The organism is Bernardetia sp. MNP-M8, from assembly GCF_037126285.1.
Taxonomy (GTDB): Bacteria; Bacteroidota; Bacteroidia; order Cytophagales; family Bernardetiaceae; genus Bernardetia.
The window spans coordinates 5038231-5063878 of sequence record NZ_CP147012.1; the positions used below are offsets into that span (position 1 = coordinate 5038231).

The following is a 25648-nucleotide window of genomic DNA, read 5'->3' on the forward strand; positions in this document are numbered from 1 at the left end:
TAACCAATGAAAAGATTTTTCCAACTAATTTTTATTTTGATGACCTTGACCATTTTGTTGACAAGTTGTAATCAAACTAAATTTAACTCCGAAGAATGGAGAAATTGGGAAGAATCAGAAGTAGATTTGTCTTTACGTTGGGATATGACAGAAGACTTGATTGACGAATATGACTTAAAAGGAATGTCATTTGAACAAGTAATAAAACTGCTTGGTCAACCAGACAAAAAAACTAAAAAACAACTTGAGTACTTTCTTGGACATACTAGAGAAGGAATTAATACGGGTTATTTGATTTTAACAATTGAGAATAACACGATTACCGAGTATATAATCTATAACGGATAGAAAAAAAACTACCACTAACATCAGTTTAGCAAAAATAGACTTAATATTTTGACACAGACTTTTGAACATAAAATAAACTTTTAGAGGTTTAGCGAGGGAAGGAGCTAAGAAATCCCACTTTCGCCAAGCCATACCGTTGGCAAACATTAAAACGAACCTCTGTACTAAATCGAAAAATTGTAGTCAATAAAAAATGAACATTGAAAAAATCTTAAATGAAATTGGAGAAATTTATTCACCAATATCCAATGAATGTCAGAAGGAATTTATTGCCAATTCAAAAATTAGCACGTTTAAAAAAGGAGAAATTGTGGTTCGTGAAGGACAATTTTCTAAAAAAGGATATCTAATTGTACAAGGCTGTTCTAGAGCCTATTACCTGAAAGACGGAAAGGACATTTCTGACTGGTTTACTTTTGAAAATCAGATTATGGCTTCTATAGTAAGTTTTTTCAGCAAAGAGCCGAGTCCTCATTATGTTGAGTTTATTGAAGATTCAACAGTTATTGAGTTTACAAAAGACACTGTAGATATACTTACTAATAAATATCACGATTTTGAACGCTTTATAAGCAAAGTGATAACCGAAACTATGTTAGGTTTGTGCGAAAGATTGTATACCATTCAATTCAATAAAGCGGAGGAACGGTACAAGCACCTTTTAACAATTTATCCTGACATAACAAACAGAATTCCACTCACTCATATTGCTTCTTATTTGGGAATTACACTTGAAACTTTGAGTAGAATAAGAAACCCTAAAAACCGAATTTGATCTATATCAAATGATACCACTTCCATTAGTTTGACCTTTGTAATAAATAATTACAAATGGAATAACAAAATTTATAACTAAAATTAATTACAAATGGAAGAACAAAATTTACAACTAAAATCAATTTGGGGAAAATGGTGGGAACCTATTAGAAAATGGTTTTATCCTGCTTGGCTTATCTACGAAACCACCGTTCGCTTTTATGACTATTCAGAAGTCATCTATCTTTTTTTTATCGCACAAAATTACTTGGGAGAACTTGGCTCACAAATCTTAGCTGTGCTTTGTAGCATTACTACTTTTGCAATTTGTAGCTTCTTTTTGACTGTTCCTACCACTTTCATACTCTATAAATTCTTCAAAATAGAAACTTTATCAGGAACACAATTTGAATCAAAAATCAAAAAATATTTCTAAGTAGATGAAGAAAATACTAATTATAAACGGACATCCTGACAAGGAAAGCTTCAGTTTTGGACTTTCAGAAGCCTATAAAATAGGTGCTGAAAAATCAAATGCTGAAATAAAAGAAATTAATATCCGAGAATTGAACTTCAACCCAAACCTAGAATTTGGATATAGAAAACGGACTGAACTAGAACCAGATTTACTAGCTGCACAGGATAAATTAAAATGGGCAGACCATATAGTTTGGGTATATCCTGTTTGGTGGAGCTCTGTCCCTGCAATGATGAAAGGCTTTTTAGACCGAATTTTACTTCCTGGATTTGCTTTTAATAAAAGAGAAAACTCATTGCTTTCGGATAAGTGCCTGACAGGTAAATCTGCTAGAATAATTTGCACAATGGATCAACCAACTTGGTTTTACAAATTTGTTTATAGAAGCCCTAGCCACAATGCAATGAAAAAAGGAACATTGCATTATATTGGTGTGAAAAAAGTGCGAATTACAGCCATTGGACCTATACGCCTTTCTACAGAAGAGTTTAGAGCTAAATGGTTGAATAAAGTTGAAAAATTGGGGCAGATGAATAAGTAATACCCACCTGTTCGTAATGTCCACTACGAACCTACAAATCTATTTAAGTGTCACGCTTTGTATTTCATACTAATACAAGCACACCACTAAGAACAACAATGAAAATAAAATTTTATCTACTGCTTTTTAGGATTTCTTTGTAACTTTGAGAGAACCTAAATTTATAATTATGAACAGATTATTCCTAAGCCATATAAGTTGTGTGACATTTAATAAAAACTATTGAATTTTAAAAATGAAGAAAGATGTATTTCTAATTAAACAGGCTTTTATTATCCCTGTCTTAGCTGTAATAAATATAATACTTGGTCTATTTGTTTCTGGCTATGATGTTGCTTCACAAAGAATAAGTGAATTGGCTCTAGAAACTCCTTCTATTGCATACACTCACAGAATTTTAGATATAATTATTGGTATTTCTATGTGTATTTTTGCTGTGCAAGTTTTCAAGTTAGTAAAAGCTTATTTTTCATTATTAACCATTTTTGCCTTTGGTTTGACTTGGATTTTTGCAGGAGTATTTATATTAACTAGCCCATTACACGATATATATGGACTAACAAATGTTCTGATAATCATTCCTCTAATTTTTGTGATTGAATATAGAGAGGTTTTGAAATCTAAATATTTCGTGACCTATTCAATATTAACATCGCTTATACATATCATATTTTTTTAGTTTTTTGATTATGGCTTCTTTTCACAAGATTATGTGGGTATTACTCAACGCATTTGGGTATTTATAACATTAATTTGGTTTGGAATTGCAGCTCAAAATAGTATATTGATGATAAAAGAACAACCACACATGGACACAGACCTTTGAACAATTATAGGTTTACTAACGAATCATCTAATAAATCCTACTTTCTCTAAGCCACACACGTTAGTAGCAATATTAGTGTAGAGTAGAATAAAAATCTAGCAATGAACGAAATAGCAAAAAAATATTTACTTAAGTTTAATAGATTTAGTTCAGATGAAATTGACCTAATCATAAAAAACACATCCGTTGAAACCTTTAAAAAAGGAGATATTCTGATTCAAGAGGGGAATATTTGCAGGAAATGTTATTTTGTTCTAAAAGGTTGTCTTCGTCAATTTAAAGTTGTAGATGGAGTTGAAAAAACTACAGAATTTTTTCTTGATGGCGAACCTGTGGTTTTATATTCAAGTTATTTGAATGGTAAGCCATCTGAATACACTATTCAATTTATTGAAAATTCCACACTAATCAGTGGTACGAGAGAACAAGAGCTCGTAATGCATAATTCCAATCCATCCATTGAACATTTAACCCATAGTCTTATGTTTGAGGATTATAAAAAAGCTGAAAATTACATCACACTTCTTAACTGTTTTAATGCCGAGAAAAGATATTTGATGTTAATGAAATCAAGACCTGAAATTTTAAATAGAATTCCACTTATATATATATCAAGTTACATTGGTGTAACTCCAGAATCGCTAAGTAGAATTAGAAAAAGGATTTTGAAAAATAGGGATTAGTATCAATACTATCAGTAAAAAATAATTCAAATATACCGAAGTCTAATAATTTAAAACCATAATAAGACTTCCTCTTTTTACATTTTTAAATCACTACTAGTCTTTTTTCTCAATCTATAATATACAATATAAGCTACAAGACCTATGGTGATTTCAGAGATAGTTACAATCACTAATGATTGGTTAGGAATGCCATCAACGATAATACCGTACACTCGTGATAAACCGTAAGACAAATAAAATAAAATAGCAAGGAAAAGTGCCGAACTACTTAGAGAATGTCTGAATGCACCCCAAAACATTATAATCCCTGCAATTAATAAAGTACCACCAGCAGCTCTTATTTCACTTAACAAACTAACTTCCCCTTCTACGTTTATACCAGCAGATGCTTCAAATACAATAGGAAAAAACATTTGACCGATACCTACTGAAATACCAATAACACCTGCAAAAATTAGAATTGCTTTTAAATAAATTGACTGTTTCATAATAACTAAAATATTGTTTTGTATTAAATTTATAATGACACAAAGATAAATGACGCAAATAACAGTCTACTTGACTTAAGATAAGAAATGAAATTATTACAAAAAAGTAAGAACTTTCGTTACCGATACTTCTTCTCAATATTACTGGATATATATACAAAAACATCTGTCTTACAGTAAGACTTCGCAAAAGAAGATTTAAAATATTTTTATTATTCCCAAGGATTGAAAAATATAGATTTAACACCTTTTCCATCTCTTTGTCTTGACCCAAGAAGAATAAAAATGTTTAAAATGGCTAATTCAAATAGACTTAAAAAGGCAAAAAATATTGGAATGAAACTAATTCAAGAAAATCCATTTGATTTAGGAACTTTGATTTATCTTTCTATGTGTTTAGGTAAGTTAGAAGGCAATACTGAGAATAAGTATTACTTGCGTATGAAAGCAATTGTACAATCCATATTATATACTGGAGATGGAAATACTTCTGAGTCATCTATTAAAATCTCTAATATAGGAGATGATGGATTACTAGTTGGCTTTCTGGGATTCAATGGAAAACGAATAGAAGATTCGAATATTGATGGAAAAATGTTTTCTCTTTGGGAAAGCTCCTCAGGCAGAAAGTTGTATTTTGAGTATGTATTTATTTTCTTATAAAATAAAGGTTATCACGGTTATTTTTGTATAACAGTCTTCCAGACTGTTGAATTTGATAAAGTACTGTTTTTGATGTTCAGGCTGGAAGTCTGAAATACCTTAATACAAACCGTGATAAGGTTTAATGATTACTCTCCTCTTTTATACTCAAGATTAATCAGTTTTTGTTACTCCACCTAACGGTCTTAAAGATTCTTAGGATTTAAATAAGGAATTTTTTGAGTGAAAATTTAGTTATTATTTGTCGAAAACCAATTATGAATGAGTATATACAGAGAATGAAAAAAACTAAGCAAAAACATAAAATAACAAAAAAACACAAACATTTTATACAAACTTCCGTAAATCTAAACTTGTTGTGGAACTGTTGATTTCATTTTACGATTGATAGCCAACAACAAAAAGTGTTTTTTATTTCTATTTTACTTACTACACATTTGCTTATATGAAATTAATTAAACCAATACTTAAAATAGTATTATTCTTAATCATAATTGTAAGTTTAGTCATCGGTACTATGATATGGAGTTTATCATATATAGATGAAGATATTTTAACTGATACAGTTTCTGAAACTAAGATAAAATTTGGCGATTTTAAAGAAGGGGAAATATTAAAAAAGCAAAAGTTAGACGGATTTAAGTATTGGTTTTTAGAAACATCAGGTGTGTTTTTTTCTAAATTTAAGCCTTTAAAAAACACGATACACTATTCCATAGCCTACAAAAGTGATGGTTTGATTGTAACAGGTAGTATGGTAACACCCAAGAAAGAAGGAGTTTATCCATGTATTATCTTTAATAGAGGTGGAAATAAAGATTATGGAAGACTTAACTTTAGAATGGTTAATATATATATGACTGCATTAGCAGAACAAGGTTATGTAGTTATAGCTTCTAATTATAGAGGAAATAGTGGTAGTGAAGGAAAAGAAGAGTTTGGGGGGGCAGATGTAAATGATGTATTAAATTTAGTACCAGCACTTTCAGAAGAGCCTATGGCAAATACTTCTAAAATAGGTTTATATGGTCATAGTAGAGGGGGTATGATGACTTATAAAGCTCTGCAAAACTCAGAGATATTCAAAACAGCTGTTGTAATGGCAGGTTCTGCTAATGAGTTTACATCAATAAAAGATCGTCCAGCATTAGAAAAAAATGTACATGCTGAGTTAATTCCCAATTATTATGAAAATAAGGAGGAAGAATTAAAAGCTAGATCTGTATGTTTTTGGGCAGAAGAGCTTAGTAAAACTCCCTTACTTTTATTGCATGGTATTGATGATAAGAGAGTTAATTATGATGAAGTAGTAGAATTGACCACTAAACTTGATAGTTTAAATTTTCCCTATCAATTATTATCTTTTACAAAAGGGGATCATACTCTATCTAAAAATAAGAAGCAAGCAAATGCAAGAATTATTAATTGGTTCAATAAATATTTACGAGAAGAGCAAAGCTACAATGAAACTCAAAATAAAGTAACTATACCACTTCTTTAAGCATACTTTCTTTAATTACGATTTATCAAAAAAATAATTCCTTGTTTTTGTTAAATGAAATTTTAAGCTACAAAATAAAAAGTTACTCTTGATTTGAGTTTTCTACAATTTCATCTAAAAAATCTTCGGCTTGTTCTTCTGTGTTGAAGTGTTTGACAGAAAGCTCAGTACGATTGACAGTTCTCTGAACTTGCAAAACAGCAATATCATCTGCTGAAATAACTGAGGCTGAATACAAGAAACCATTCTCTAATTGATACTGTTGTAATTCTTCCATTATTTTTTGAAACTTATTAGGCATAGGTTGCATAAGTTTCAAATCTGCTAAGACAGTAAAATTTTTTTGCATACTATCTACTGCTTTTATCCAATCAGAGCGAAATTGTTCGAAAATAGCATCATTTCTCCATTTTGCTTTTAAGTGGATATAATAAATCCTATTTTTAGAGTAATCTGCTGATAAGGAATAGAACTCTGTTACATTTATTTCTGTTTTCATTTATCTGAAATATAATAAACGTTGTAAGTAGTTTTAAGTAGTGATTTTTTATACAAATATAAAAAAAATACGTTTGAAAACAACATACAAGAGAGTGTGCTTATTTAAATTGATAGTACTAAATCGTCGGTGAGGACACCGACAATGGCGATTGTTTTACGAAAAAGTGCTTTTTTTGCCGTTGTTGGTGTCCTACAAATTTAATTAAAGTCCAAATTACTTTTCAGATAGATAATTTTCAAACTTTTTCTTGTAAAAACTCTTTTCTTATTGTAGATTGCTATATAACAACGTCCTCAACGATGGCAAAGTCTCGTTGAGGATTTAAAAAACATTTTCTCGCCGTTGTTGGTCTGCTGACCAACAACACAAGCACCATTTATTTTATGCCAAAAAAAATTCTTATCATAGACGATGAAGCTGCCATTCGTCATACACTCCGAGATATTTTGGAGTACGAAAAGTACGAAATAGATGAAGCCAAAGACGGACAGCAAGGTCTTGATATGTTGCTTATTAATAATTACGATGTGGTTTTATGTGACATCAAAATGCCAAAAATGGACGGCATAGAAGTATTACAAAAATCTACCGAGCTAGGTAGAGAAAACGCTTTTATCATGATTTCGGCACACGGAAACATCGAAACTGCTGTTGAATGTACCAAAAAAGGAGCATTTGATTTTATCGAAAAACCACCCGATTTGAATCGTCTTTTGGTTACAATTCGTAATGCAATGGAAAAAACCCAGCTCGTTACAGAAACCAAAACATTAAAGAAAAAAGTCCCTAAAACGATTGATATTATTGGAGAATCACAGGCTATTCACGATGTAAAAGAAACTATCGAAAAAGTTGCGCCTACAGATGCTCGTGTTATGATTACAGGACCTAATGGTTCAGGAAAAGAGTTAGTTGCTAAGTGGTTACACGAAAAAAGTGAGCGTTCGGCGCATCTTTTAGTAGAGGTAAACTGTGCTGCTATTCCTTCTGAGCTTATAGAAAGTGAGCTTTTCGGACACGAAAAAGGCTCTTTTACATCAGCTATCAAACAACGTATTGGTAAGTTTGAATTGGCAGATAAAGGTACTTTATTTCTTGATGAAATTGGCGACATGAGTCTTTCGGCACAAGCAAAAGTTTTACGTGCTTTGCAAGAACACAAAATTACTCGTGTGGGTGGTGATAAAGAAATTAAAGTTGATGTTCGTGTAGTGGCTGCAACCAATAAAAATCTAAAAGAAGAAATAAAAAATGGAAATTTTAGAGAAGACTTGTACCATCGTTTGGGTGTTATTTTGATAAAAGTTCCTGCTCTCAATGATCGTAGAGATGATATTCCTCTTTTGGTGGAACATTTTTTAGATCAAATTGCTACTGAATATGGTGAGCCTAAAAAGAAAATTGATGCAGCAGCATTGAAAGAACTTCAAAAACACGACTGGACAGGAAATATTCGTGAACTCAGAAATGTAGTAGAAAGACTTATCATCATGAGTGGAAAAGCAATCACAGCTGATGATGTAAAAAAACATGCTTAGTTTGATAATCCTTATTTTCATTAAATGAAGAAAAACCCATTATATTAGTTTTGAAAACTTATACAATGGGTTTTTATCGGACTAAATTATGTCCAAAAATTAATTGAAATTAAATTTTTAAGTCAAAATTATCGTATATAATTGTTTTCCTACAAACTTCCCTCCCAAGAAAAATAATAAAGACAAGGAACAAGCCAAGATAAAACCCAAAATAGCAAAGCGATTTTTTTATAATTACTCCAAAAAACTAAATAATTGGTATTTAATTTATTCTTTACTAAAGCAAAAATTAATTTATTTACTAGAAAAAGACCCACAAAAAATAGATTGAAGAAAAGTAAGTAACCTATATAGTTATATTTCTGAAAGAAAATATCAAATAAACACAGATGAGAAGGCAAACCGTAAATATATTTTACAAAAAAGAATTTCAAAACATAAACACTCAAAACGATATACAAAATACCATCTATGAAAAGTAGAAAATTAGATAGGAAAGATGTATTCTTTGATTTATCTGATTTATTATTTTTGAATAGATTTCTAATTAAGTAAATTCCTAAAATACTTCCAGTAAAAATCCAAGCAAAAATTCCTTCATTGAGAAAAACTGAAGAGTTTAGAAAATTAGTAGCATCTATTTCTTGACTAAAAAAACTTACACTACAACAAGTCGCAATCAAATCAGGATTTATATTCCAAAAATAAAGAGACATCAATATAAGTTCGGTAATTACACATAAAAAAGCAGGAAAAACAAGATAGTATTTTTGAGGAGTAAGAGGGTAAGTAGGTTCTTTTTTATCCAAAAAGTGTAAAAATAAAAAACTACTATAGACAAACAAACTTCCTATTTTAAAATATAAAAGAGGATAACCAAACTGATTTGCTTCAAGCGCACCTGTGGCACACATTGCTCCACGTAAAAGAGATGGAATATGTTCATTGATTGTAACCAAAAAAGCAATCAAGGAAAAACTCTGAAATAATAGCACCAATTCCAAAACTGCACCTACTAAAAAAGTACGCCTTTCAAGGTCAATTTGATTTTCATCATTACTAGAAATATTCCATTTTATGATAATCTTAAAAACGGTCTTTAAGACCATCAAAAGTAAGAAAAAACAACAGCTTTGAGCAAGAAGTTGAGCAATTATCCATGTATCAGTCATAATTTCAGTTATCAGTTACTATTTATCAATTATCAGCAAAGTCATTTTTTATCCTAATAGTTTACATAAAAAATGTTATGCAGCATTATTTTTTTCTCCTACCAAAACAGCTACACCAAGAAGTGCAATAGTGAGCAGAATTCCTCCTAATTCGAAAAATAGAATGTAATCTGTTAGAAAAAGACGTGCAATCTGATCAAGTGTAGAAATATCTGTATTAGATGAAAAATCTTTTTTTGTACTACTAGTTGAAGCAAATTCTATTAAATTTCCTCTCAAAATCCAGCTTGAAATCAATAAAGTAAACAAAACTGAAAGCACAATTCCAGAAAGTTTGTACTGTTTGTCAGATATAATTTTTTCATCTGAAATTTTATGCACAAACATAATCCCAAATAAAAGCAACACCACAACACCACCAACATAAATAGCCAAATGCGTTGCAGCCACAAAATCAGCACCTTCCAAAACAAAAAGGGCAGCCACTCCAAGCATGGTAGCCAAAAATGAAAAAGCTGATTTTATCACTTCTTTTTGATACCAAACATTCAATGCACTTAGAATAACGATTATCCCAAAGACAATCTGTAAAATTTTTATGTATTCCATTATATGACTTTTTCTAAGTTTTTTAGATTACTTTTTTAACTAAAATAGCATTTTAAACACCAAGTAGTTAAACATAATTAGCGAGTGCTTTCACTTCACCGAGTTATCAGTTTTATCCATTACTATAATAGTCAGTTCTAGTCGTTTTTATTTTTTTGAAAATAATTTAATAAGAAACTTGAAAATCATAAGCTACGCCTCATAAACTAGATTTTTCTTGGTAAATTGCACACTAATTCTAAAATTAAAAACAAAGATAGTAAAGCACTCACAAATCACACTACCCAGATTTAATACTTTTATTATCTACATAAACTTGAAATTTCTTTTGTCATAAAACTTTTTACAGAAAAATAGTGTTAAGGCGCAAGCCCATAAAAAAAATGTTTTCCTATCAAATAAAACCTTCAAATCTGTATTTTTTGTAAAAATACAGATTTTATCAATTATGAAAAACGCAGAACAACAACTCACACACCTTCAAGAACTTTTACGCATAGAAAAACGAGAAGATGCAGCACAGTACCAACTCAAAATTGTACAAGCACCACTAGCCAAACGTCGAAAAGATGGGTTGTGCTGGTTTCCTGTCGGAATAAATGACGAGTTTGTCGGTTTGGGAGGAAGATGGAATATTGATATTGAAAGAACAAATGATAAAGGACAACCTCATCAGCTCAATGTTGGAAGTATAGTTACTGTTTTTGAGCAAAAAAATGGATTAGAAGGCGAGAAAGTAAATGGCGTTATTAGTAAAGTAGAGAATAACAAAATGCGTATTGCTCTTAGTAATGATGAACTTCCAGATTTTTTAGAAAATCAAAGTAATAGTATTGGTGTTTACTTGGCTTTTGATGATTCTACGTATCGTGAAATGAATTATACGATAGATAAAGTAAAAGATGCCAAAAATGATAGATTATCAGAGTTTAGAGAAGTTTTTTTAGGCGAAAAAGCTCCAAGTTTTAATACAAAACTAAAAGAAAATGAATATGCACTTCAAGATTTAAACGAATCACAAAAAAATGCTGTTCAGAAAATTCTACAAGCTGAAGATATAGCCATCATCCATGGGCCTCCAGGGACAGGAAAAACAACTACTTTAGTTGCCTCAATTATTGAAACATTAAAAACAGAAAGACAAGTCTTGGTTTGCGCTCCAAGTAATACGGCTGTCGATTGGCTTACCGAAAAATTAAATGCAAAAGAGGTAAAGGTAACACGTTTAGGACATCCTGCACGAGTAAGCGATACATTAGAACACATAACTTTAGATGGGAAAATAGAAAATCACCCTGATTACAAGTATTATAAAAAGCTACTAAAACAGTCTGAACAAATGCGAAAAAAAGCATTAAAGTTCAAACGAAATTTTGGAAAACAAGAGCGAAACGAACGTCAGAATATGCTTCGTGATGCAAAACGATTGAAACAAGATGCTTTAAAACTAGAAGAATATATTTCAAAACATATCTTAGAAAATTCACAGGTTCTGACTTGTACACTTGCTGGTTCGGCAGGATACATTCTCAAACATCGTACTTTTTCAACACTTTTTATAGACGAAGCTGCACAGGCTTTGGAAGGCGCAACTTGGATTCCAATTTTGAAAGCAAATCGTGTAGTTATGGCAGGTGATCATCAACAGCTACCACCAACAATAAAATCTTTTGACGCTGCAAAATCAGGGTTAGAAAATACATTATTTGAGAAAATAATAAAAAAACATCCTCAATCAGCACAAATGTTAAGTGTACAATATCGTATGAATGAGCAGATTATGGAATTTTCTAATCAAAAATTTTATAAAGGAAATTTAAAAGCTTATGAGACAAATAAAAATCATATTCTTTATGAACATCTTGCACCAGTAGAATTTGTCGACACAGCAGGATGTGGCTTTTCAGAAGTTCAGGATGAAGAAACATTGAGCCGTTATAATCCAGAGGAAGCAAAGTTAGTAGTTTCTCATTTAGAACGACTTTTTGAGGAAATTCTACAAAAAATAGAAAGTAAAGAAATCGAAAATCCGAAAGGATTTATTGATAATTTTTCGGTTGGTGTTCTCTCCACTTATAAATCACAAGTTTATTTATTACGTGATTTGATTCGAAATAATGATTTGCTTGCTAACTACTCCAATCAAATTACAATTCATACTGTCGATGGTTTTCAAGGACAAGAAAGAGAAGTAATGTATATTTCTTTAGTTCGTTCGAATGAAAAAGGCGAAATTGGTTTTTTGAAAGATTTGCGTAGATTCAATGTAGCTATTACACGAGCTAAAAAAAGATTAGTAGTTTTTGGAGATTCAGCTACATTGGGTTCTGATGAGTTTTATAAAGACTTTTTAGATTATGCAGAATCTATTGAGGCTTACAAAAGTGCGTGGGAATATATGGTTTAGTTTTTAATTCTTTCCAAACATTGAAAGATGAATATAAATATTGAATTTTGGTAGTGTAATTTATCTGAGTGATTTGTTATCTCTATTTTATTTCCTAGTTTTCATTTTTCACCGATGATTACTACTCCACTTACTTGCCATAAATGTGGTTCAATCATCAACTATAATAACGACACTGAGAGAAAATATTTAAAATCATTCAGAATGTAACACTACCCATACTTTACATTTTATTTTTCGGTTCGAATTTTGCAAACTCATTAGAGTTAGATTAATTTTAGATAAATTATTTCTTAATGAAGTTTTTTATCAAAATTATACTCTTTAAAATAATTTAATTTCTCTTTCTATTATAATTATCAAACACAAAAATATGATTCGTATTACAAAAATTTTCGCTCTTATCTTCTGCATTGGTCTTTTATCTGCTTTTGTACCACAAGATAGTCCAAACGCTAAAGTATTAGGAAAATGGAAAACTATTGACGATGAAACTAAAAAAGAAAAATCTATCATCCAAATCTATGAAGTAAATGGAAAAGTACATGGAAAAATCGTTGAGCTTTTAAATGGTGTAAGTCAGGATAAAGTATGTACTGAATGTACAGGCAAACGCAAAGGACAAAAACTTGTAGGAATGGATATTATGTACGGACTAGAAAAAGATGGTGACAACAAATGGGAAGACGGCAAAATCTATGACCCATCTAAAGGAAAAGAATATAGCTGTGAAATCAAACTTGTTTCAGCTGACAAGCTAGAAGTAAGAGGATATGTAGGGTTCTCTTTCGTAGGACGTTCTCAAAACTGGTTTAGAGTCAAATAAGCATTCTTTGCTAGATGTAAAATTGGAAATGGATAATTCATGTTGAATGGATTATCCATTTTTTTGTTATTTTGTGCATTATTATTTTCAAATTTAAAGATATAAAGATGAGAACAGAAGAAGAATGTAAACCACAAGAAAAATATTTATTTACAGCTGAATTATTTTCTGATGAATCTATTGCTATTTGGAAAAATGAATGTGTAGAAAGATGTAAAAATAGAGACGATAAAGGAGAAGAATATGAAAGATATATTAATTGGAAACCCCAGGATAACGAAGTTGCTTTATTTATTTTGTATGCCTATGCCGATATTAAAATCCCTAAACAATTTGATTGCATTTTTGAGTTAAAAAACCCATCAAATTTCATAGTTACTAAATTTACTTTAGTACAAGCAATTTGGGAAGCTTGGTTTCCTTTAGATTCACTTGACCATGGACATAAACATCTGTGTATATTTGAGTTTGAAGATGAGATTCCCCAAATACTTAAAAAATTACATATTATAAAGAATAAATTTTCAGATGCTCCTAAAGGATCTTTACTATTAGGAATATGTCAAAGGAATAATTTAGAAGAAATAAAGCAGGTAAGAGAATTAATTAACTCAAGAGGCTTTTAAAAAAAGATAATTTCTTTTCTCTAAAAAACATTCCACTACAAAACACTTCATTCACAGTTATTTAGTTATTCAAAAAAGAATAAATCCCTAATATTCTCTCTAATTTTGATTTCTGTCTTTTAAATGTTATTTTTTTGGTAAATTTGTAAAATGTAGCTTACTCTTTAGAGTGAGTAAAATTGTACCGAATGCTTTAGCTTTCTGTTCAAATAAATACTATCCTATAAAACTAAAAACACTTGCCGTTGTTGGTGTCTCCACCAATGACTTATCAGACCTAACAAAAAAATAACTCATAAAAAATACATCACTATGGCTAAAATAGAAATGGTAATGCCCAAAATGGGCGAAAGCGTAATGGAAGGCACAATCCTAACTTGGCTCAAAAGTGTAGGAGATACAATCGAACAAGATGAATCTGTTTTGGAAGTAGCAACCGACAAAGTAGATACAGAAGTTCCTGCAACACATGCAGGTACACTTGTCGAAATATTGGCAGAAGAAGGCGACGTAGTACAAGTAGGTGCAACAATTGCTATTATAGAAACAGAAGTAGACGCAGAAGGTGGAAGCACTCCAAGCTCTCAAGCACCTGTACAAGAAACAAAAGAGGAAGAGAAAGAACCAGTTTTGGAAACTGCATCTTCAAATGGTAGCAGTCATGTAAATGGAAACGTTCATCAGCAAAATGATTTTGCTACAGCTACTCGTTTTTATTCTCCTTTAGTGATGTCTATTGCAAAAGAAGAAAAAGTTTCTGTTTCTGAATTGGAAACTATCGAAGGAACAGGTTTGGAAGGACGTGTTACCAAAAATGACATGTTCAGCTTCCTTGAAAACAGAAAAAATAATAATGGAAATGGCTCTCAAACTGCTGTTGCTGCTCCTAAAATAGAAGTAAAAGAACAAAGACAACAATCAACTCCTCAATCAAATCAGAAAATAGAGCAATTACAACCTGTGAAATCATACAGTAATGATATTGAGGTAGTAGAAATGGACAGAATGCGTAAAATGATTGCCCAAAGAATGGTCGATTCAAAACGTATTTCTCCTCATGTTACTTCATTTATTGAAGCTGATGTTACTAATTTGGTAAACTGGAGAAACAAATGGAAAAGAGTAGTAAAAGACCGTGATGGTGTTGCACTTACTTTTACGCCTATTTTTGTAGAAGCTGTTGCAAAGGCAATTCAAGATTTCCCAAAAATCAACTGTTCGGTAGATGGAGATAAAATATTGATGAAAAAAGGAATTCATGTAGGTATTGCTGTTGCTCTTTCGAATGATAATTTGATTGTTCCAGTTATCAGAAATACAAACGAACTCAACCTTTTAGGAATTACTAAAAAGGTATCAGAGCTTGTAGATAAAGCAAGAAATAACAAACTTTCTCCAGATGATTTGTCTGGTGGAACATATACACTTTCAAATATTGGTTCTTTCGGAAATATGTTAGGAACACCAATCATTATGCAGCCACAAGTAGCAATTATGTCTGTCGGTGCGATTGTCAAAAAACCTGCTGTTGTGGAAACAGAACACGGTGATATGATTGGAATTCGTCACATGATGTATCTTTCTCACTCTTACGACCACAGAGTTGTAGATGGTGGACTAGGTGGTAAATTTGTAAGACGAGTAGCCGATTATTTAGAGAATTTTGATGTAAATACAACGATTTAGTGATAAGTTGTAAGTAATAAATTATAAGTGAAATAAAAACACATTTGACTTAGAAAATTAGAAAGGCATTGAATGAAATTTTATTCAATGCCTTTTTTTGCTTAATTTCATGGAAAATCTAGTGTTTCAAATAGCAAAGTTTCATTCTAAAGATCCACAAGAACATACTCTTATTTTATAGTTACTCTATCCATAATTTATTCAAATCTTTTACAAAAAATACTTTATCTAAAGGATTTTTTAAGAAATTAAGAGGTAATTCATTTTCCAAAATTTCTCTAAATCCATTTTTTTTATAGAAAGTTTGAGCTGCTTTAAATTGGTTCATTGTTCCAAGATAGATTTTAGAAATTTGATTTTCCTCACTCCATTCGATAACAGTTTCAAGCAATAGTTTTGAGAGTCCAAATTCTTTTCCACGAAACTCTTTTTTTAACATCATTTTTTTTAAAACTCCAAACTCATTTTGTACAACAACAACTCCGACTGTGCCAACCACTTTTCCATTATATAGTGCAACCCAATAGTTATCAGGAATGCTAGGAGTTTCAACTGTTACTTTTGGAAATATTTGTTCCTCAAATTCCACTGCAATTTCATTCATCATCTCATCAATTCCATTTTGATGAACGCTTTCATAAATAACAATTTTTGTCATGCGTTAGATTTTTAAGATTTCTTTCTACTCAAGTATTCTTCCTTATCTTCCAACTGAAAAACAGGAAACTTACCTATTGTCAAAGAAATTTCTAGGATTTTTTCTAAACTAAAATCATTGCCTTCTCCATTTAATAGTTGAGAAGCCTGTTTTTTACTAATTTCTAAATCTACTGCTAATTGAGTTTTGTTGAAGTTCTTTTCCTTCATATAAACTAAGATAGCATCGTAGAGCATACCATTTATTTCATCAATCCAATAATCAGGTTGATTTAAAGTTTGTATTGGAACACCTGTTTTGTTTTTCATTTTGTTAGTTTTTGGTTATTGCTCATTTGTAGTGAGTGAGTAGTACATATTTCTAGTCTGATACTTCACAAACGTACCCAAACAAAATTACAAATCTAAAAAACTACCTCCAAAACAATCCAAGAAATATAAAATTTTGCTTGAATCTTTTCCTATTTTTAAAACTTATTTGTCCAGTAACAACAAATACAAAAACCACGGCTACAAGCCGAATACATATAAATCACTCGTTAAAAACGAGCGATAGCCACAAAAAAACCAAGCAAGGGCAGGGGGTGTTGGGTTGCTTTGGAAATACAAAAGGCACGGCAAGAAAGTAAATACAAAAATACTACACTCGCAAATCTGAAGATTTGCCAAACTGATAAATCGTAGTCTTTAGACAACGCTTAACAACAAAATAATCTACGACCAACGAGGCGATTTTACCATATTTTTTTAGGGGAAGTAAATTTTCATAATCTAAAAAGAAACTTTAAATCCGAGTTCATGTTATTCTAGGTAAGCAATTGCATACTCTAGCACCTTATCTATTCCCTGCTGAATATCCACATTCGTATTTTTTATGAAAAAATCTGGAGGTATTCCAACTCCTTCAAAACTTACACCAGAAGGGCTTAATGTCTTTTGATATGAAAATCCAAAAGCCCAACCATTTGGTAGTGTTCTAATTGCAGATAAGTTGGACGTTCCTCCTGATGTTTTATCTCCTATATGATATACATGACTAAAAGCTTTCATATTTAGACAAAAATCTTCACCTGCACTAATCGTTTGTCTATCTGTAATTAAAACTACTGGTTTTAGATACCTATAACCATCAGGTTTCTGTGTAATTTTTTTTGTTGGCTCATCAAAATCATCATGTGCAGAACCATTTTTAGACTGCACAGTGAAGATGAAGTGTTCTCCATCAGAGAATGCTCCTGCTGAAGTAAACGCATAGTCAGGGTCTCCACCACCATTATTCCTAATATCAACGATTAAACCTTCAGTATTGTCAAACTTTTCTACAATTTTTTGAATATCCCTAGGATAATCTCCTTGCATGTCTCCAAAATGGATATATCCGATATTTTTACCTTGAATCAAACCGTATGTAATAGCTGTATCTCTAGCCACTTCATACAAGAAGTTCATATAATTTTCTCTTACTACTTTTCGTGAAAATTCAGCTATAGCATGCTCTCTTGTCCTACTTCCTGATAGAAAAAATTTTTTATCATGATAATAATCAATCATAAATGTATGACTATCATCTAATTTATCTATCATTTGTGTACAAATATTCCAAAGTTCTTCATTTGTAGTTATTGGCGTAACTAAAGGACGATTTTGAGAGTATTCATCCTGCCAGTTTAAGTCTTTAAATTCAAAAGGGGCATAATATTCATCAAACTCTTTCCAAAATATTTCGAAGTTTGTTTCAGGGTCATTTACAGGTTCTTCGAAAAATCCTTTTTCACAAGAAAACAAAAGGAATGTTAATAGGCTAATCAAATATATGAAGTTAAGTTTCATTGTATTAAAATTTATATTTAAGTGATGTTTGTAAACCAAAAGACTGAAAAGTAATTTTCTTTACATCACCTGTTTTATAGTGATTGCTAAGAAAAGACACGATGATATCAAATTTATTTGATAGTTGTTTTTGATAAGAAAAAGAGTTTCGCCATCTAAATAACTCATTTATAAATTTGAAAGAACCATTTTTAAGTAGTTCACCCCTATCTAAATCCTTAATCCAGTATTCATCATAAGTAGAATATGGAGGAAATCCAACTTTACTCATAACACCTAATGATGAAGACCACAGAAAAACACTCTTATCACTAATTTGATACTTTAGTCTTGTATAGACATCTAAGTTTAAAGATGGCACAAGAGTTACGACGTCGGTTATAGTAGCAAATTTATATTGTTGTATCCATAAGTTGTAGGAAATAGCTCCACCTACTTTAAAATTCCATTTGTTATTTTTCCATATATTTCTAGCATAAATTAATTCTGCGTAATATTCTGCATAATTAGGACTATAATGAGCATATTTGCTTTCCAATTCTCCGTTTCTTAATCCTAGTGATAAGCCAATAAATGAATTGGTGGGTTCTAGCTCAAAATATAAATTTGTTTGTAAAATAGTACCTTCCGAATTGATAAAAGAAAGATGTTGATTATTACTTTTCAAGTAATCAAGTCCAATATCAAGACGAATATTTTTAGCAACGTAATTTTCTTCATTTTGTGCCTGTATGCTCTGAATAAAGCAGAGTACAAATAGCAATATTGTGTAAGGTTTCATAGTTAAATTATTTTGAATTGTCTTCTTTTAAAATGCTATACGCATTATTTTTTTTACTGTAAGTTATTGATTATCAAGATTTAATAGCTTTTAGTTCATGGTTTTTAATTACTTATTTAAGATAAGTAAAAACTAAATTTTTGCTAAGGTACATTAGCTATGAATAAAAATCTTGTAAAATATTGCACTATATTATTTAGCTGACAATTATTATGCTTCTAGCATCCTTATAGAAGAACTCATTCCCTTATACTGCACTTTATGAGAGAAAATAATTATTATCTGTCATTTCCCACCCTAGATTATAATAAAATCAGTATTTTTAGAACACTATTTTTCTTCTATGCAGTTTCCCTTAGTCAGTACATCTATAGACCATTTAGGATTAGTTAGTGCCATTTTTAACGAACTAGGCTTGGTAGAGTTGATAGACTCGTTGATTGAACAAGATATTGAAAATCGCAAAATAAGCGTTGGCACTTCTTGTAAAGTGCCACTCGCTCGTCGTAGTGTTCCAATAGCCAAACAAAAAAACTGACTGTTAAAATAATGATACCTTAGAAAAAACTATGGAGAAGTTGAGTAAATTGTAAAATTTTATTTAGATTTTTAATTAATTGATTCTAAAAATAAAAAGTATGGAAACTAGCACTACATTTTTACAAGACTTGCGTAAAATAAAATGGAAATCTATCAGACATGCATATGGAACTTCCGAAAATATACAAACAGCATTGGTAAGATTATGGAATACTGCCCAAAAACTCAAAGTAATACAAAGTGAAGAAGACGAAAAAAAATATACTCGTAAGTTTGACAAAAATTTAAGTATTTTAGAGGGATTCCTTTACCATCAAGGTACTATTTATGAATCGACTATCGAAGCTATTCCTTTTTTAATCAGACTTATTCCTTACTTTCCTTTTGCTGGGCAAAAAGAAATTCTATTTTTACTTCATAGTTTTTCTAAAGGACAAACTTACTATATTCAACACGAGAGTTTTTTTAATAATTCAAAAAGCTATACCTCAGAAGAATATCAAGCATTAGTAGCAGAAGAAAAAAAGATTTTAGAAAAAATGTATAGTGTATTTGACCAACATATAAAACACTTATTATTTTTTTGGGAGAAATTAGATAAAGAAAATAATCAAGATTCAAATTATGGAAACCTACTAGGTATTATTTTATTATTAATTTCGAATCTAATAGAAAGAAATCCTCACTCTATTACTTCATTTAACGACTGGTTTCAGAAAGCCAAACAAACCAAGATTTGGAATTTAAAAAATACATCTAAAGAAATTACAACGATACGCTCTTATACGTTAGAGATGTGGAAAAGAACAAGTCCTTATTTACCTACTCATTTTTCATTACTCCAAGACAAAGCTCTTCAACTAGCCAACTTTCCTAAATTAGAACAAGAAAAAATAATAGCTATTTGTGCATTGCTCAATCTAAATAACTACAACAAACAATTTGACACTCTACTATTGCCTTTAGTAGAAAATACAGAAATAATAAAAGAGGAATTTGAAGAGGATTTTCTTTACTTGGCTATTTATATATCTTTTACTAAGTATGTAGCTTTATCTTTGGCTAAACTACCTACCATCTACAGGGCATGTTCATAAAAATCTTTTATGTTCAAAGAGGTGATATACATTTCGTTCTTTGTAGGCTAATTCTTCTCTGAGTACTGTGAGATTTTCTACTTTTTGCACTTCCAATAGGTTTGTAGCTAGTGTTATACAAACAGCTATAAACCTACTTTGGTTTTCATTTCTAGTTATCAAATTGTCTTCTCCCATTTGTTTATCTCTTGTATTATGATGTACTTCTATTGTCCAATGCTCTCTTATAGCCATAAATAATTCTAGGAAATTAATTTGGTTGAGAGGTAAATTGGTTACCCAGTAACTTTTTTCTTTACTTTTTTTCTGTGTTTTTGTAATTTTTCTTTCTCTTTCTACTACTATCAGGGTTTTGACTTTCGTTTCTTTCCAACGTTTGGGTAATGATTCTGTATTCATTTCATATCCAAAACCGATTCGTATTTCTTCTCTTCCATGCGCTTTTTGGTAGGCTTCTTTTTTATAAGAAGTAGTTAAATTATCGTCAATATGTTTACAATCTTCTAAAAGAAGTTTTTGATTTGCCTTTACTTGCATCAAATAAATACCTCCTTTTTTTGCTATTAAAGCAGGTAATTCACTACTCAAATGAAGAGCATCTAACGTATATTTACCTAATAAGTAATCGTAGGAGTTAAAATAATGAGATACAACAGTCTTTTCCGAGTCTTTACTTCCATTGTACCACCCTACAATACTACTTTGTTTAGTTGAATGAGAAGTACGAGAAACTACATTTTGACCTCGTTTTTCTCCTGCTACATCATCAATACTACCACGAAGTTCTTTTCCATCTATGGCGTACCATTCTAAAGCATCTTTATAAATATATTGATGAAAGAAGGTTTCATTAATTGCATTAAAACCTTGATAATCAACTTTTTTTAGAATACGTTGAAGTTGAGTATAAGAAATACACGAAGAAACTTCTATATCTAAATCTTGAGCTACTTCTTTATAAGAACGGCACATAGAACGATGAATATAGGCGACTGTCAGTTTTTTATCAGAGCGTAAAATACAAAGCATAAACAGAACAATGACAAATGCTAAAGAATGCTGTTTTCCACGGTTATCTCGGTGGTCTAAAAGACAAGTTTGTACTTCTTGATAATACTTTGTAAATTCGTTTTTTGGGGAGTATGCATAGTTTTATATTTTGTAGGTTAGAATTACAAAAATAGAAAATTTAGCAAACGCCCCTTTTTTTTGGACATTATTTTTTATGAACATGCCCTGCTACCATCTATAAATTAGATACTTCTTTTGAATAAAAAAGGCTGATAATCCTAAATTTTTAGTTATTGCCAATAGTAGGTATAAGGTGCCAGATGGGGAATAACGAAAATTCAAAAAACCACGGCTAGAAGCCGAATACATATAAATCACTCGTTAAAAACGAGCGATAGCCATAAAAAATCCGAGCAAGAGCAGGGGCAGATAGTAAATAAAAAAATACCTACACTCGCAAATCTAAGATTTGCCAAACTGATAAATCGTAGTCTTTAGACAACGCTTAACAACAAAATAATCTACGAACAACGAGGGACATTATTAAATAATAGAAATACGAATGTTAGAATTACCATTAGCAATCATTTTCTGAACGTGATATAGCGTATTTTCTTGATTAATTTCTATCTCTACTGAAATATTTTGACTTTTAGATAAAGTATTGAGAGCAGAAAAAAGAATAGTTCCAGTCTGAAATATTTCGCATTCTACATTAAATTTCATTGATGTACCGATGCCATTAATTTTATAATAAACTATACAATAACTATTTGAAGAAAGATTATTTTTTTCGTAAAAAACGATACTTGTTATATTTGCTGCTGGTAAAATAAATTCTTCAAATCCATGTATACTTACAAAACCGATTGATTTTTTAGTAATGTAAAATGTATTATCCGTAAAATTTTTATAAGTAGATTTTATTTTTTGTCCAAAGTACCAGTGATATAGTGGATGAATATTTAGTAAAAAAATGAATAGTAAAGCAAGAAGGGCAATGTAAAAAGCAAAAAAGGTTTTTGGAATTACTACTACTAATGGAAGAAGTATAAAAACACAAAACAATAAACTACCCATATATATAAAAGGATTATGAATAATATGCTGGTAAAGGAAAGTTTTTTGAGAAGTCTGAATCCAAGGGCTTTCCTTGGTTTCAATAGGAATATTGTCTTGTATTTCCTCCAATTTTGGACCTGAAATGAATTTTGGAAGTGAAGTATAAAACAAAATATCATTCTCTAGCTTTACTTGTATCGCTTTTTGGACAGGAAATTTAGATAATGTTTCATACTGCTCACAATGTCTTTTTCCTATATACTCCCACGTATCTTTTAAAAAAACAGATTTACAACCTACACAAAAAACAACTTCATCGCTATCTGAAATAGAATCCCCTGTAATTGGGTCTTTTCTATTTTGGGCTAGAAAACTTTGATGTTCTGAAAGTTTAGAATCTATTTTGTGAATGTGCATTGTTTCAATTATTTACTCAACAAACGAAGATTGCTGTCGCTTGGCTTTGCCGAGTGACTTATATGTATTCGGCTTCCAGCCATGTATTTTGAGTTTCTAAAATCTACTACTTTAACATCAAAATATACCTAGAATACAAAATACAAAAGGCACGGCAAGAAAGTAAATACAAAATACTACACTCACAAATTTAAGATTTGCAAAAATGATAAATCGTAGTCAATAGACAACGCTTAACAACAAAATAATCTACGACCAACGAGGGCAAGAATAATTCTCCTAAATTTACGTCTTTTTTTTGTAAAAATGGTGTTGGGTTGCTTTGGAAATACAAAAGGCACGGCAAGATGCCGAATACATAGTCCTAACTCGGCTTGAACCGAGCCTTTAGGTTTGTAGTAGATAAAATAGATGTAATTTCTTATCTTGTATTTAAGAATTCATCTAGTAGGAAGAGAACCTATAGCCGAGCCAGACTATAAAAATCTATCTCTCGAAACAGCCTCTTCCTACCTTTATTCAATCTCAAACTCAAATAGTTTTCGGAGTATTTTTATTGACCTAAAAATAAACTCATTAGATAAGGTTTTAAGTCTGATTGAATACGATGAATCACTTTTTAAATTAGGTAACTCTAAATTAACTTATTTATGCAAACTTACCAAAATTTTATAGGCATTGATGTGAGCAAAGAACATTTAGATATTGCTATTCTTCAAGAAGGAGAAGTAGTAAATCATAAACGCATTGAGAACAATTTGAACGCAATACAGACCTATCTTTTTTCTTTTCAAGACCTTTATGAGCTAGAGAAAAGTTTGTTTTGTATGGAACATACAGGAATGTATATCAACTGGCTTGTCATTGCTTTGATGGAATTTAATTGTGCCATTTGGGTAGAAAATGCCATTCAAATTAAACGTTCTATGGGTGTCAAAAAGCTTAAAAATGACAAAGCTGATGCTGAAAATATCGGAGCTTATGCCTTTCGTTTTCAAGACAAAGCGAACTTATATATTCCTCCTACTCAAGAACTAGAAACCCTAAAAACCTTGCAGACACTACGAAAAAAGCTAGTTACTCACAGACAGGAGCTAGAAACTTACGTTGGTGAGCAGAGCCAATTTAGCAAAGCGTCTATTCAGCAGCTTCTAGAGGAAAGCTCTAAAACAACGTTGGAACACTTTAGCCTTCGCATAGAAGAAATAGAAAAGCAGATGCATCAAATTATTCAAGAGGATGCTGAATTGAAAGAACTCTATCGGCTCACCACTTCTGTAGTAGGTGTTGGAAAAGTAACAGCGATTCAGTTACTGGTAGCTACTGATGGTTTTACCAAATTTGATACTGCCAAACAACTCGCTTCTTATTGTGGTGTTGTGCCTTTTGAAAACTCTTCTGGGAAATTTAAAGGCAGGGCAAGAGTATCAAAAATGGCTAATAAAACCCTCAAAACAGCCTTGCACATGTGCGCTTTATCTGCTATGAAAGTAGAGGGGGAGATGAGAGAGTATTACCTAAGAAAAGTAGCAGAAGGCAAGAATAAAATGAGTGTTATTAATGCCTTACGAAATAAAATTATACAACGCATTTTTGCCTGTGTAAAAAACAAAACGCTATACGATAGAAACGGAATAAATTTTAACAATTTTTCTAAAGGATAGGCTTGGTTTTACCATAGTTTTCTAGAGCTGGGTTACTATCGCCTCAATTCTTTTTTTTCAAACTGTCTCTTACTGGTATAGCTTGATATAAGCTGTCAATTCTATTTTTAAGCTTTTTGTTGTCACTTGCTAAACTTAGACTATCTTGTTTTAAAGAATCTATCTTTACCTCCATATCATATTTAATTTTCTCATATCTTGTTGAACCTATATCTTTACCTATACCATAGAAAATTGCTCCTGATGCTATGACTGCACCAATACCTCCTAGTAAAGCATAAATATTAATATTAATATCTTGAAGTTTTTGATAAAAAGTCTTAGGTATCTCCTTTTTAAGTTCTTCATTTTCATCTTTTAGTGATTTAATTGTTGCATTAGCTTCACTTATTTTTTTTGTGTTTTCATCTTTTAGTGATTTAATTGTTGCATTAGCTTCATTTATTTTTTGTATGTTTTCATCTTTTAGTGATTGATTCTTTGCATTAGCTTCATCTATTTTTCTTATATTTTCCTCTTTTAATGATTGAATTTCTTTCTCAGCTTCATCTAACTCTTTTTCACAGTGCTTTAATATTTCATTTTCATCAAATTCTATTGAATGTGTATTAATTTCACGGATAAATTCATCTATCAAATTTGCAAGTCTATCTTGGGCTATTTTTAAATTTTTCTCTTGGTTTTCTTGGTTTTGTTTTTTTTGTCCTTCATTTCTTGGAGAAAAAATTACACCACTCCATGTAGGTTTTATCGCCCCTATACTTACTTGTTTTTTAGGAAAGGATATAACAAATATTTTTTCAATAGAGCTATTCGCCAATCTTTTCCAATCATCAATAAGAAAATCATCAGCATTAATTTTTTCTTTGAGTTCTGTAAGTATCTCTATTGCTTTTTCCTTTTCCATCTTGTTATAATTGTTAATTAAAAGAGTTG

General features: G+C 30.8%; 27 protein-coding genes. 16 read left to right on the plus strand and 11 right to left on the minus strand.

What is annotated here, in order from left to right; all coding sequences use genetic code 11:
* Positions 1 to 6 precede the first annotated feature (6 nt).
* From V9L04_RS20350 to V9L04_RS20375, 6 genes are all read left to right on the plus strand, one after another.
* Positions 7 to 348 carry a hypothetical protein gene (locus tag V9L04_RS20350; protein ID WP_338791772.1) on the plus strand — a complete coding sequence of 114 codons (342 nt, stop codon included), beginning with the start codon at positions 7 to 9 and terminating at the stop codon, positions 346 to 348.
* Between the two features lie 193 nt (positions 349 to 541).
* Positions 542 to 1123, plus strand: coding sequence for a Crp/Fnr family transcriptional regulator (locus V9L04_RS20355; RefSeq protein WP_338791773.1), 582 nt, complete (start codon positions 542 to 544; stop codon positions 1121 to 1123).
* Between the two features lie 93 nt (positions 1124 to 1216).
* The gene (locus V9L04_RS20360; protein ID WP_338791774.1) at positions 1217 to 1540 is read left to right on the plus strand and encodes a hypothetical protein; all 324 of its coding nucleotides are present in this window, start codon (positions 1217 to 1219) and stop codon (positions 1538 to 1540) included.
* 4 nt (positions 1541 to 1544) lie between these two features.
* On the plus strand, positions 1545 to 2123 hold the full coding sequence (locus tag V9L04_RS20365; protein ID WP_338791775.1) for an NAD(P)H-dependent oxidoreductase: 579 nt from the start codon (positions 1545 to 1547) through the stop codon (positions 2121 to 2123).
* A 235-nt stretch (positions 2124 to 2358) separates the two neighbouring features.
* Entirely contained in the window at positions 2359 to 2802 is a 444-nt protein-coding gene (locus tag V9L04_RS20370; protein WP_338791776.1) for a hypothetical protein, read from the plus strand.
* Between the two features lie 248 nt (positions 2803 to 3050).
* On the plus strand, positions 3051 to 3632 hold the full coding sequence (locus V9L04_RS20375) for a Crp/Fnr family transcriptional regulator (RefSeq protein ID WP_338791777.1): 582 nt from the start codon (positions 3051 to 3053) through the stop codon (positions 3630 to 3632).
* Between the two features lie 77 nt (positions 3633 to 3709).
* Here V9L04_RS20375 and V9L04_RS20380 read toward each other — a convergent pair whose 3' ends face one another.
* Positions 3710 to 4123, minus strand: a complete 414-nt coding sequence (locus tag V9L04_RS20380) for a DUF4345 domain-containing protein (RefSeq protein ID WP_338791778.1) — start codon at positions 4121 to 4123, stop codon at positions 3710 to 3712.
* Between the two features lie 294 nt (positions 4124 to 4417).
* Here V9L04_RS20380 and V9L04_RS20385 point away from each other — a divergent pair, with 294 nt between their 5' ends.
* Both V9L04_RS20385 and V9L04_RS20390 read left to right on the plus strand, forming a co-directional pair.
* Positions 4418 to 4786, plus strand: a complete 369-nt coding sequence (locus V9L04_RS20385) for a DUF4919 domain-containing protein (protein ID WP_338791779.1) — start codon at positions 4418 to 4420, stop codon at positions 4784 to 4786.
* Positions 4787 to 5231: 445 nt separating this feature from the next.
* Entirely contained in the window at positions 5232 to 6287 is a 1056-nt protein-coding gene (locus V9L04_RS20390; protein WP_338791780.1) for a prolyl oligopeptidase family serine peptidase, read from the plus strand.
* An 82-nt stretch (positions 6288 to 6369) separates the two neighbouring features.
* Here the strand turns inward: V9L04_RS20390 and V9L04_RS20395 are convergent, their stop codons facing one another.
* Entirely contained in the window at positions 6370 to 6786 is a 417-nt protein-coding gene (locus V9L04_RS20395; RefSeq protein ID WP_338791781.1) for a hypothetical protein, read from the minus strand.
* A gap of 386 nt (positions 6787 to 7172) precedes the next feature.
* Between V9L04_RS20395 and V9L04_RS20400 the strand changes: the two genes are divergently transcribed.
* A complete protein-coding gene (locus tag V9L04_RS20400) occupies positions 7173 to 8327 on the plus strand; it encodes a sigma-54 dependent transcriptional regulator (protein ID WP_338791782.1) in 1155 nt (384 codons plus the stop codon).
* Between the two features lie 149 nt (positions 8328 to 8476).
* Here V9L04_RS20400 and V9L04_RS20405 read toward each other — a convergent pair whose 3' ends face one another.
* Together V9L04_RS20405 and V9L04_RS20410 are read right to left on the minus strand one after the other, a co-directional pair.
* Positions 8477 to 9499: a hypothetical protein gene (locus V9L04_RS20405; RefSeq protein ID WP_338791783.1), complete on the minus strand. Its 1023-nt coding sequence runs from the start codon at positions 9497 to 9499 to the stop codon at positions 8477 to 8479.
* A gap of 75 nt (positions 9500 to 9574) precedes the next feature.
* Positions 9575 to 10108, minus strand: coding sequence for an NADH-quinone oxidoreductase subunit J (locus V9L04_RS20410; RefSeq protein WP_338791784.1), 534 nt, complete (start codon positions 10106 to 10108; stop codon positions 9575 to 9577).
* A 448-nt stretch (positions 10109 to 10556) separates the two neighbouring features.
* Between V9L04_RS20410 and V9L04_RS20415 the strand changes: the two genes are divergently transcribed.
* From V9L04_RS20415 to V9L04_RS20430, 4 genes are all read left to right on the plus strand, one after another.
* Positions 10557 to 12515 carry an AAA domain-containing protein gene (locus V9L04_RS20415; protein ID WP_338791785.1) on the plus strand — a complete coding sequence of 653 codons (1959 nt, stop codon included), beginning with the start codon at positions 10557 to 10559 and terminating at the stop codon, positions 12513 to 12515.
* A 373-nt stretch (positions 12516 to 12888) separates the two neighbouring features.
* Positions 12889 to 13341: a DUF2147 domain-containing protein gene (locus tag V9L04_RS20420; protein ID WP_338791786.1), complete on the plus strand. Its 453-nt coding sequence runs from the start codon at positions 12889 to 12891 to the stop codon at positions 13339 to 13341.
* A 107-nt stretch (positions 13342 to 13448) separates the two neighbouring features.
* Entirely contained in the window at positions 13449 to 13967 is a 519-nt protein-coding gene (locus V9L04_RS20425) for a hypothetical protein (protein ID WP_338791787.1), read from the plus strand.
* A gap of 312 nt (positions 13968 to 14279) precedes the next feature.
* On the plus strand, positions 14280 to 15653 hold the full coding sequence (locus tag V9L04_RS20430; protein WP_338791788.1) for a dihydrolipoamide acetyltransferase family protein: 1374 nt from the start codon (positions 14280 to 14282) through the stop codon (positions 15651 to 15653).
* Between the two features lie 181 nt (positions 15654 to 15834).
* On the opposite strand, the gene V9L04_RS20435 is transcribed toward V9L04_RS20430, so the two are convergent.
* From V9L04_RS20435 to V9L04_RS20450, 4 genes are all read right to left on the minus strand, one after another.
* Positions 15835 to 16311: a GNAT family N-acetyltransferase gene (locus V9L04_RS20435; RefSeq protein ID WP_338791789.1), complete on the minus strand. Its 477-nt coding sequence runs from the start codon at positions 16309 to 16311 to the stop codon at positions 15835 to 15837.
* An 11-nt stretch (positions 16312 to 16322) separates the two neighbouring features.
* Positions 16323 to 16619 carry a helix-turn-helix domain-containing protein gene (locus V9L04_RS20440; protein WP_338791790.1) on the minus strand — a complete coding sequence of 99 codons (297 nt, stop codon included), beginning with the start codon at positions 16617 to 16619 and terminating at the stop codon, positions 16323 to 16325.
* 492 nt (positions 16620 to 17111) lie between these two features.
* The gene (locus tag V9L04_RS20445) at positions 17112 to 18140 is read right to left on the minus strand and encodes a S41 family peptidase (protein WP_338791791.1); all 1029 of its coding nucleotides are present in this window, start codon (positions 18138 to 18140) and stop codon (positions 17112 to 17114) included.
* A 4-nt stretch (positions 18141 to 18144) separates the two neighbouring features.
* Positions 18145 to 18921: a hypothetical protein gene (locus V9L04_RS20450; RefSeq protein ID WP_338791792.1), complete on the minus strand. Its 777-nt coding sequence runs from the start codon at positions 18919 to 18921 to the stop codon at positions 18145 to 18147.
* Between the two features lie 343 nt (positions 18922 to 19264).
* Here V9L04_RS20450 and V9L04_RS20455 point away from each other — a divergent pair, with 343 nt between their 5' ends.
* Together V9L04_RS20455 and V9L04_RS20460 are read left to right on the plus strand one after the other, a co-directional pair.
* A complete protein-coding gene (locus V9L04_RS20455) occupies positions 19265 to 19459 on the plus strand; it encodes a DUF4277 domain-containing protein (RefSeq protein ID WP_338791793.1) in 195 nt (64 codons plus the stop codon).
* A gap of 100 nt (positions 19460 to 19559) precedes the next feature.
* Entirely contained in the window at positions 19560 to 20558 is a 999-nt protein-coding gene (locus V9L04_RS20460) for a hypothetical protein (protein ID WP_338791794.1), read from the plus strand.
* Here the strand turns inward: V9L04_RS20460 and V9L04_RS20465 are convergent.
* Entirely contained in the window at positions 20553 to 21587 is a 1035-nt protein-coding gene (locus tag V9L04_RS20465) for an ISAs1 family transposase (RefSeq protein ID WP_338791795.1), read from the minus strand. The genes V9L04_RS20460 and V9L04_RS20465 overlap by 6 nt on opposite strands.
* 525 nt (positions 21588 to 22112) lie before the next feature.
* Positions 22113 to 23048, minus strand: coding sequence for a hypothetical protein (locus V9L04_RS20470; protein WP_338791796.1), 936 nt, complete (start codon positions 23046 to 23048; stop codon positions 22113 to 22115).
* Positions 23049 to 23698: 650 nt separating this feature from the next.
* Here V9L04_RS20470 and V9L04_RS20475 point away from each other — a divergent pair.
* Positions 23699 to 24712, plus strand: a complete 1014-nt coding sequence (locus tag V9L04_RS20475) for an IS110 family transposase (RefSeq protein ID WP_338790811.1) — start codon at positions 23699 to 23701, stop codon at positions 24710 to 24712.
* Positions 24713 to 24755: 43 nt separating this feature from the next.
* Here V9L04_RS20475 and V9L04_RS20480 read toward each other — a convergent pair whose 3' ends face one another.
* The gene (locus V9L04_RS20480; RefSeq protein ID WP_338791797.1) at positions 24756 to 25619 is read right to left on the minus strand and encodes a hypothetical protein; all 864 of its coding nucleotides are present in this window, start codon (positions 25617 to 25619) and stop codon (positions 24756 to 24758) included.
* Between the last annotated feature and the right edge of the window lie 29 nt (positions 25620 to 25648).

What these genes read in the sequence shown, in the direction of transcription:
- V9L04_RS20350 (WP_338791772.1), top strand. Translation starts at nt 7, where the DNA reads ATGAAAAGATTTTTCCAACTAATTTTTATTTTGATGACCTTGACCATT.
- V9L04_RS20355 (WP_338791773.1), top strand. Translation starts at nt 542, where the DNA reads ATGAACATTGAAAAAATCTTAAATGAAATTGGAGAAATTTATTCACCA.
- V9L04_RS20360 (WP_338791774.1), top strand. Translation starts at nt 1,217, where the DNA reads ATGGAAGAACAAAATTTACAACTAAAATCAATTTGGGGAAAATGGTGG.
- V9L04_RS20365 (WP_338791775.1), top strand. Translation starts at nt 1,545, where the DNA reads ATGAAGAAAATACTAATTATAAACGGACATCCTGACAAGGAAAGCTTC.
- V9L04_RS20370 (WP_338791776.1), top strand. Translation starts at nt 2,359, where the DNA reads ATGAAGAAAGATGTATTTCTAATTAAACAGGCTTTTATTATCCCTGTC.
- V9L04_RS20375 (WP_338791777.1), top strand. Translation starts at nt 3,051, where the DNA reads ATGAACGAAATAGCAAAAAAATATTTACTTAAGTTTAATAGATTTAGT.
- V9L04_RS20380 (WP_338791778.1), bottom strand. Translation starts at nt 4,123, where the DNA reads ATGAAACAGTCAATTTATTTAAAAGCAATTCTAATTTTTGCAGGTGTT.
- V9L04_RS20385 (WP_338791779.1), top strand. Translation starts at nt 4,418, where the DNA reads ATGGCTAATTCAAATAGACTTAAAAAGGCAAAAAATATTGGAATGAAA.
- V9L04_RS20390 (WP_338791780.1), top strand. Translation starts at nt 5,232, where the DNA reads ATGAAATTAATTAAACCAATACTTAAAATAGTATTATTCTTAATCATA.
- V9L04_RS20395 (WP_338791781.1), bottom strand. Translation starts at nt 6,786, where the DNA reads ATGAAAACAGAAATAAATGTAACAGAGTTCTATTCCTTATCAGCAGAT.
- V9L04_RS20400 (WP_338791782.1), top strand. Translation starts at nt 7,173, where the DNA reads ATGCCAAAAAAAATTCTTATCATAGACGATGAAGCTGCCATTCGTCAT.
- V9L04_RS20405 (WP_338791783.1), bottom strand. Translation starts at nt 9,499, where the DNA reads ATGACTGATACATGGATAATTGCTCAACTTCTTGCTCAAAGCTGTTGT.
- V9L04_RS20410 (WP_338791784.1), bottom strand. Translation starts at nt 10,108, where the DNA reads ATGGAATACATAAAAATTTTACAGATTGTCTTTGGGATAATCGTTATT.
- V9L04_RS20415 (WP_338791785.1), top strand. Translation starts at nt 10,557, where the DNA reads ATGAAAAACGCAGAACAACAACTCACACACCTTCAAGAACTTTTACGC.
- V9L04_RS20420 (WP_338791786.1), top strand. Translation starts at nt 12,889, where the DNA reads ATGATTCGTATTACAAAAATTTTCGCTCTTATCTTCTGCATTGGTCTT.
- V9L04_RS20425 (WP_338791787.1), top strand. Translation starts at nt 13,449, where the DNA reads ATGAGAACAGAAGAAGAATGTAAACCACAAGAAAAATATTTATTTACA.
- V9L04_RS20430 (WP_338791788.1), top strand. Translation starts at nt 14,280, where the DNA reads ATGGCTAAAATAGAAATGGTAATGCCCAAAATGGGCGAAAGCGTAATG.
- V9L04_RS20435 (WP_338791789.1), bottom strand. Translation starts at nt 16,311, where the DNA reads ATGACAAAAATTGTTATTTATGAAAGCGTTCATCAAAATGGAATTGAT.
- V9L04_RS20440 (WP_338791790.1), bottom strand. Translation starts at nt 16,619, where the DNA reads ATGAAAAACAAAACAGGTGTTCCAATACAAACTTTAAATCAACCTGAT.
- V9L04_RS20445 (WP_338791791.1), bottom strand. Translation starts at nt 18,140, where the DNA reads ATGAAACTTAACTTCATATATTTGATTAGCCTATTAACATTCCTTTTG.
- V9L04_RS20450 (WP_338791792.1), bottom strand. Translation starts at nt 18,921, where the DNA reads ATGAAACCTTACACAATATTGCTATTTGTACTCTGCTTTATTCAGAGC.
- V9L04_RS20455 (WP_338791793.1), top strand. Translation starts at nt 19,265, where the DNA reads ATGCAGTTTCCCTTAGTCAGTACATCTATAGACCATTTAGGATTAGTT.
- V9L04_RS20460 (WP_338791794.1), top strand. Translation starts at nt 19,560, where the DNA reads ATGGAAACTAGCACTACATTTTTACAAGACTTGCGTAAAATAAAATGG.
- V9L04_RS20465 (WP_338791795.1), bottom strand. Translation starts at nt 21,587, where the DNA reads ATGCTTTGTATTTTACGCTCTGATAAAAAACTGACAGTCGCCTATATT.
- V9L04_RS20470 (WP_338791796.1), bottom strand. Translation starts at nt 23,048, where the DNA reads ATGCACATTCACAAAATAGATTCTAAACTTTCAGAACATCAAAGTTTT.
- V9L04_RS20475 (WP_338790811.1), top strand. Translation starts at nt 23,699, where the DNA reads ATGCAAACTTACCAAAATTTTATAGGCATTGATGTGAGCAAAGAACAT.
- V9L04_RS20480 (WP_338791797.1), bottom strand. Translation starts at nt 25,619, where the DNA reads ATGGAAAAGGAAAAAGCAATAGAGATACTTACAGAACTCAAAGAAAAA.